This is a genomic window from Bacteroides sp. RTP31139st1_H2_RTP31139_211217 (assembly GCF_040227615.1).
In the GTDB taxonomy this organism is placed as follows: domain Bacteria; phylum Bacteroidota; class Bacteroidia; order Bacteroidales; family Bacteroidaceae; genus Bacteroides; species Bacteroides uniformis.
The window spans coordinates 1,168-7,121 of record NZ_JBCNZM010000131.1 but is presented as its reverse complement, the minus strand read 5'-3'; the positions used below and the strand labels follow the sequence as shown (position 1 = coordinate 7,121).

The following is a 5,954-nucleotide window of genomic DNA, read 5'->3' as shown; positions in this document are numbered from 1 at the left end:
CATCATTGGTCTTGACATTTGTACTATTGATAGAAGAAGTTATATTGAACTCTCCCACTCCTCCCGAAAAATCGGCTGGCTTACCTGCCGGCAAGGGCTTTACGTCAATTGTCAGTTGCGGAGTCAAAATTGTCTTTTTAACTTCTACGTAATTGCTTCCTCCATTGAAAAATGCCTCGAACGGATCAGCAACTTGTGTAGCCTTTGCAATGGAAGCATCAAAGCGTGCTGCATCAATTGTCAGCTTACCGGCTTGTTGCGGGAACAACACAAACTGACGATAGATTGTAGACTGATAATTTCTACCTTTATAATGCTCCAATCCCCATCTTCTGTCATTAGGCAATTCTACTTCCTGAGAATGGAATCCTTTGAAGTCAGGTAATTTCACATTATCAAACATACGTAAGTCCACCAAGGTATATATCTTGTATGTCAGCAGAAAAGCCTCTTGTTCATACACCGTCATCTTACTGGCAGTAGCTGTAATAAACAAATCACTATTCGATACAGATGTCCCGGAAGAAGCGCGGCTGGCAGTGCCCTCACTCTGTTTGCCACCATTTCCAGAAGCTCCATTAGCAGCCTGATCTGCCGGAAGAACCCTTACTTGTACAGAATTCGAAACCATTTGGTTACCATCAGCAGTGATAGTGGCTCCTGGAATAGTAAAATCACCTTCTGCAGTCGCCATTAAAATATAAGTGAATGTAATACTGCTGGTTGAAGTCGTCTGCCCATTAATCATCTGCACGCTACTCTGTTGCGAGCGGCTGGGCCCCATCAACACATCAAATCCCTTCATAGAAGGAGCACGAAAATCCCTTACCTTTTGTGTAGTCACCGTATACGACAGTCTGAACTGGTCTCCTACCGCCACAGCGTCAGGAGCGGACGCAGTAAACGATACCTTGCCATCGGCAAAGGCATTCATACTGACTGCAATCAGTGCTATCCATAAGAAAACTATTTTTCTCATATATTATTCCTATTATGTTTGTTACCAATCTTTTTCCAGACGACCTCCTTGAAGTACCTGCTGCTTTTTCACTTTATCCTGCACATCCTTCTCGTCTTGCATGACAGAGTTCAATAGCTGCTCGGCATTTTCCTTAGACATCTCATTATCTTTCTTTTCCGGCTGAGAAGGTTGTTGTTGCTGGTCTTGATTCTGTTGCTGGTCTTTCTGCTGATCCTGCTGTTTATCCTGCTCCTTCTGTTGGTCCTGTTTATCCTGATCTTGATTCTGATCCTGGTTCTGCTGCTGGTCTTGCAACTGTTTCTGTGCCAAAGCAAGGTTATAGCGCGTTTCATCATCTTTCGGATTATTGCGTAACGACTCCTTATAGGCTTCTACCGCTTTTGCATAATCCTTCTGAGAATGAAAGATGACTCCCATATTATGATAAATCTGTGCTAAGTTCGATTTGTCTTTTTCTATCTTGGTAGCTCCCACATATTGCTCCATCGCTTCCTGCAGCTTGTTCTGCTGGGTCAATGTATTTCCCAGGTTGAACATGGAAACCGTTGACTTCGGGTTTACCTCCAAAGCCTTCCGATAGTTCACTTCTGCATCCACATATACGCTATCCTTAAAAAAACGGTTTCCCTTACGGATATAATCGCGTTCCGCCTTCTGTGCAGAAGCTGAAACTGCCACTAACAGCAGCAAAACTATTCCAATATATTTTTTCTGTAACATACGCATCATTTCTTATTAGAGAATAAATGAATGTTGCGGAACAGAGGATTCTTGCGCTCCAATATCAACATCTCAGCCAGTAACAACAGCAGAATAATCCATGCCACTGCCTGAAACTGTTCATTGAATTCCGTGTACACCTGTGTTTCCACATCTGCCTTTGCCATCTTGTTGATTTCCTGACTAATCGCTTTCTGTGCACCGTTGGTATTGTCTACGCGCACATAAATACCATTTCCTGCCTGAGCAATTTCCTGACACATCTGCTCATTCAAGCGAGTAACGATTACATTACCTTCACGGTCACGACGATAATCATTAGTACCCTCTATTGGAATGGGAGCACCCTCAGGCATACCTACCCCTAATACATTGACCTGGATACCTTTCTCTGCAGCAGCCTTAGCAGCTTCTACGGCACCACCTTCATGGTTTTCACCGTCGGTGATGACAATAACAGTACGTCCCACTCCTTCTTGAGGTGTAAAACTCCGGGCAGCCAGATTTATTGCAGCTCCAATTGCCGTACCTTGCTTGGAAATCAGCGAAGGATCGATGGACTCCAAAAACATCTTGGCAGAAATATAATCACTCGTAATAGGCAACTGGGTAAAAGCGTCACCTGCAAAAACAATCATACCGACCTTGTCATTCTGCATCTTATCTACCAACTGCGCCACCAGCCGTTTTGCCTTCTGCAAGCGGCTTGGCTGTACGTCTTGTGCCAGCATGGAATTGGATATATCCAACGCAATCATCACTTCCACTCCCTGGCGTTTTACCGTCTCCAGTTTGGAACCAAACTGCGGACGTGCCAGCAGTACCGTGAACAACCCGATAGCCGCAAAAACCAACCAAAACTTCACATCCGGACGATATTTGGAAACATCCGGCATTAGCTGTGCCATCAGTATAGGGTCACCAAATTTACGAATGGCTTTCCTCCTCCGATAATTGGAGTACAAGTAGAAGGCCGCCAATAAAGGCAGCAGCAGCAACAAGTACAAATATGCAGGTTCTTCAAATCGAAACATCTTTTTATTTACAATTTAGCAATTTACAATTTACAATTTGGCTACGCAATGACTGATACACTAAAAGACATTCTCCTTTTTACGGTATCTTCTTCAATATAGAGTTGCGTAACAGTACCTCCAGTAATACGCACAAGAAAGCAGCCAACGCAAACCAGCGGTACTCTTCCTGGCGCTTGCTGTATTCTTTTACATTCAATTTTGTTTTCTCCAGCTTGTCTATCTCCTCGTACACTTCCTTCAACTTCGAGTTGCTGGTGGCACGGAAATAGTTACCTTCCGTTGTTCCGGCAATCTGTGTCAAAGTCTTTTCATCAATTTCGACGGGCATATTGACATATTGCACTGTTCCGCCTACCGGATAAGGATAAGGAGCCATACCATTGGTTCCTACCCCAATAGTATAAACGCGAATGCCAAAACTCTTGGCTATTTCAGCAGCCGTCAAAGGAGAAATATCACCTTTATTATTGACACCGTCCGTCAGCAGAATAATGACTTTCGACTTTGCCTTGCTATCCTTCAAACGGGTAACGGCATTGGCAATACCCATACCGATTGCCGTTCCGTCTTCAATCAGCCCGCACTTCATATCTTTAAGCAAGTTCAACAATACGGCATGGTCTACTGTCAACGGACATTGCGTAAAGCTTTCTCCAGCAAACAAAGTTATACCTATATTGTCATTCGGACGTCCGTTAATAAACTCTGCCGCCACATCCTTCGCCGCTTCCAACCGGTTAGGTTTCAGGTCTTCGGCCAGCATACTGGTAGAAACGTCCATAGCAAGCATGATATCAATACCCTCAATCTCACTGTTCTGCCAGCTATCGGTGGTTTGCGGACGTGCCAAAACAAGAATAATCAGTATCAAGGCAATTATCCGCAATACAAACGGTACATGCAACAAATAGTTCTTATAGCTTTTAGGGGTATGGGCATACACACGGGCATCCGAAATCTGAAGCGTAGCTTCACTATTCGTCCGCTTCATAATATACCATACTATATAAGGTATAAGCAACAGCAGCAAAAATAAATATTCAATATTGGCAAAAACCATATTTATGTACGATTTAACGATTTACAATTCAGCTTCGCTCCAAACATCCTTCATTTTTCACTCATGTATATCCGATTGAAGTCACTTTTCCAGCATTAAGCAAAATAATTATACAACTCCAATCCGATATATATCAATGAACAGGCAAGAGCTACAGCCAACACCACAATACCCGCTCCCAGCAAAATCTTGGTACGCAAAGAACGTTTCTCGATAATGGTAATCTCAGTAGGCTGCGGCTTGGCATTCTCCTCTTCTTTCTCCTTGGTTTCATTAATAAAGTCAATGGCATTAATCAGGTTAGCGTCATTTTCGTTCATCAATGGATTATGCTTGGCAAATTTCACCAAATCAGCAGTCTGGAACAATTCACGCAAATCCGATATTGCTTCCTTATCTTTCATTTCCAGCAACTTATCTATGATTTCCGTAGAAGTCATTTCCAAAGCATTGAAACCAAAGCGGTCTTTTATATATGTACGAAGAGCATCAGTCAATTCCGTATAATATTCCTTCGGCTCCCCTTTCTGCCATACCTTCTCATTCTTGATACGTTCTATCTCCTGCATAGCCAACTGATGGGGAGGCAGCTTAGGTTCTACCTTCACCTTACGGATAATAGGCTTATTGTCGAAGAAGCGCATTATCAGATAGACAAGTAATATCCCTATCGGGATAATCAGCGCACCACAAGCCATAAGACCATACCAGTCTTCCCAGGCAAAAGGCGCTTGCATCACTGTTTTGGGACCGAAGAACTGTTCCGGATTCTCCGGGTCTAACGGGACATTCACCGAATATACTTTCAAGGCCAACGCTTTGGAGCGATACTTCTCATTATCCACTGTCACTTCCATAGGCGGCAGATAATAAAGAGCCGAGTCGAAAGAGGTAACTGTATACTCTTGAGTTATCAATGCACGCCGGCCATCATTCAGCAGTTGCGTATCCAGCTTGGCCACATCAATAATTTCAACCCCATTCACCAGCGTATCGGTATATACCGGGAATATGGCACGCTTATCGGCATCCAGAGATACTTGAAGCTTTATCTTTGCCTGCTCTCCAATAAGAATCTGCAAAGAGTCAATCGTAGCATCTACCGTTACCGACTGGGCTACTACCCTTCCCGACCATGCTATCAATAACGCTATCAGAAATAAATATCTTTTCATTTTCCGATTAATTTCGTTTCGCAAACAAATTCATCAATGCCTTGACATAATCCTGGTCGGTACGTACCGACACATTGTCGACATTACTCTTGGTAAACGTTTCATTCAATTCCGCCTGCTTGTTCACCCACCAATCATGATGGGCACGGCGCACGGCACGCGAGGAGGTGTCAATCCACTGCTCATGTCCCGTCTCGGCATCCCTAATCTTCATCAGTCCCACGGGTGGCAATTCTTCCACACGACGGTCGTACACCTGAACGGCAACCAGGTCATGCTTACGATTGGCAATGGTCATGGCGTTCTTGAAACTTTCCTGGTCGATGAAGTCGGACAAGACAAATGCCGTGCAACGGCGTTTCATCACATTCGTCAGATATTCCAATCCCAAACGGATGTTCGTCCTCCGGCTTTCCGCATGAAAATCTATCAGTTCGCGGATGATGTAAAGTATATGCTTACGTCCCTTCTTGGGCGGAATAAACTTCTCAATCCGGTCCGAAAAGAAGATGACACCAATCTTGTCATTATTCTGAATGGCAGAGAATGCCAGTGTAGCGGCAATTTCCGTCACCATATCCTTCTTCATCTGCTTTACCGTACCGAACTCCAAACTACCGGAAACATCTACCAACAACATCACTGTCAATTCGCGCTCCTCCTCAAACACCTTGACGTAAGGCTTGTTGAAGCGGGCGGTCACATTCCAGTCAATGTCGCGTATGTCATCGCCAAACTGATACTCGCGCACCTCGGAGAATGCCATACCTCTACCCTTGAAGGCAGAGTGATACTGCCCGGCAAAGATATTGTTGGACAATCCGCGCGTCTTTATCTCAATCTGACGGACTTTCTTCAAAAGTTCTGTTGTTTCCATTGATTTATTTTAATAATCTCATTTAAGCACACAAGCGCAATTTAGTTTATAACAGAAACTTCCCTATGAAAAGGGGTGAGGTTTTCGGTACTCAACCCTAAGG

At 44.0% G+C, this 5,954-nt stretch carries 6 protein-coding genes; all 6 read right to left on the bottom strand.

Features of this window, described 5'->3' with window-relative positions:
* On the bottom strand, positions 1-979 hold a 979-nt coding region (locus tag ABUA47_RS17955; protein WP_349831848.1), incomplete at its 3' end, for a BatD family protein.
* Positions 980-1,000: 21 nt separating this feature from the next.
* Positions 1,001-1,711 (bottom strand): tetratricopeptide repeat protein, encoded by a 711-nt coding sequence (locus tag ABUA47_RS17950; protein WP_008664501.1) that lies wholly within the window; start codon positions 1,709-1,711, stop codon positions 1,001-1,003.
* Positions 1,708-2,736, bottom strand: a complete 1,029-nt coding sequence (locus ABUA47_RS17945; protein ID WP_005827751.1) for a VWA domain-containing protein — start codon at positions 2,734-2,736, stop codon at positions 1,708-1,710. The genes ABUA47_RS17950 and ABUA47_RS17945 overlap by 4 nt, the downstream gene beginning before the upstream one ends.
* A 79-nt stretch (positions 2,737-2,815) precedes the next feature.
* Positions 2,816-3,799: a vWA domain-containing protein gene (locus ABUA47_RS17940; RefSeq protein WP_009038373.1), complete on the bottom strand. Its 984-nt coding sequence runs from the start codon at positions 3,797-3,799 to the stop codon at positions 2,816-2,818.
* A 95-nt stretch (positions 3,800-3,894) separates the two neighbouring features.
* Positions 3,895-4,974, bottom strand: coding sequence for a hypothetical protein (locus ABUA47_RS17935; protein ID WP_035448568.1), 1,080 nt, complete (start codon positions 4,972-4,974; stop codon positions 3,895-3,897).
* Between the two features lie 7 nt (positions 4,975-4,981).
* Complete coding sequence (locus ABUA47_RS17930) at positions 4,982-5,851, bottom strand: DUF58 domain-containing protein (RefSeq protein ID WP_005827747.1); 870 nt, start codon at positions 5,849-5,851, stop codon at positions 4,982-4,984.
* Positions 5,852-5,954: the final 103 nt, after the last annotated feature.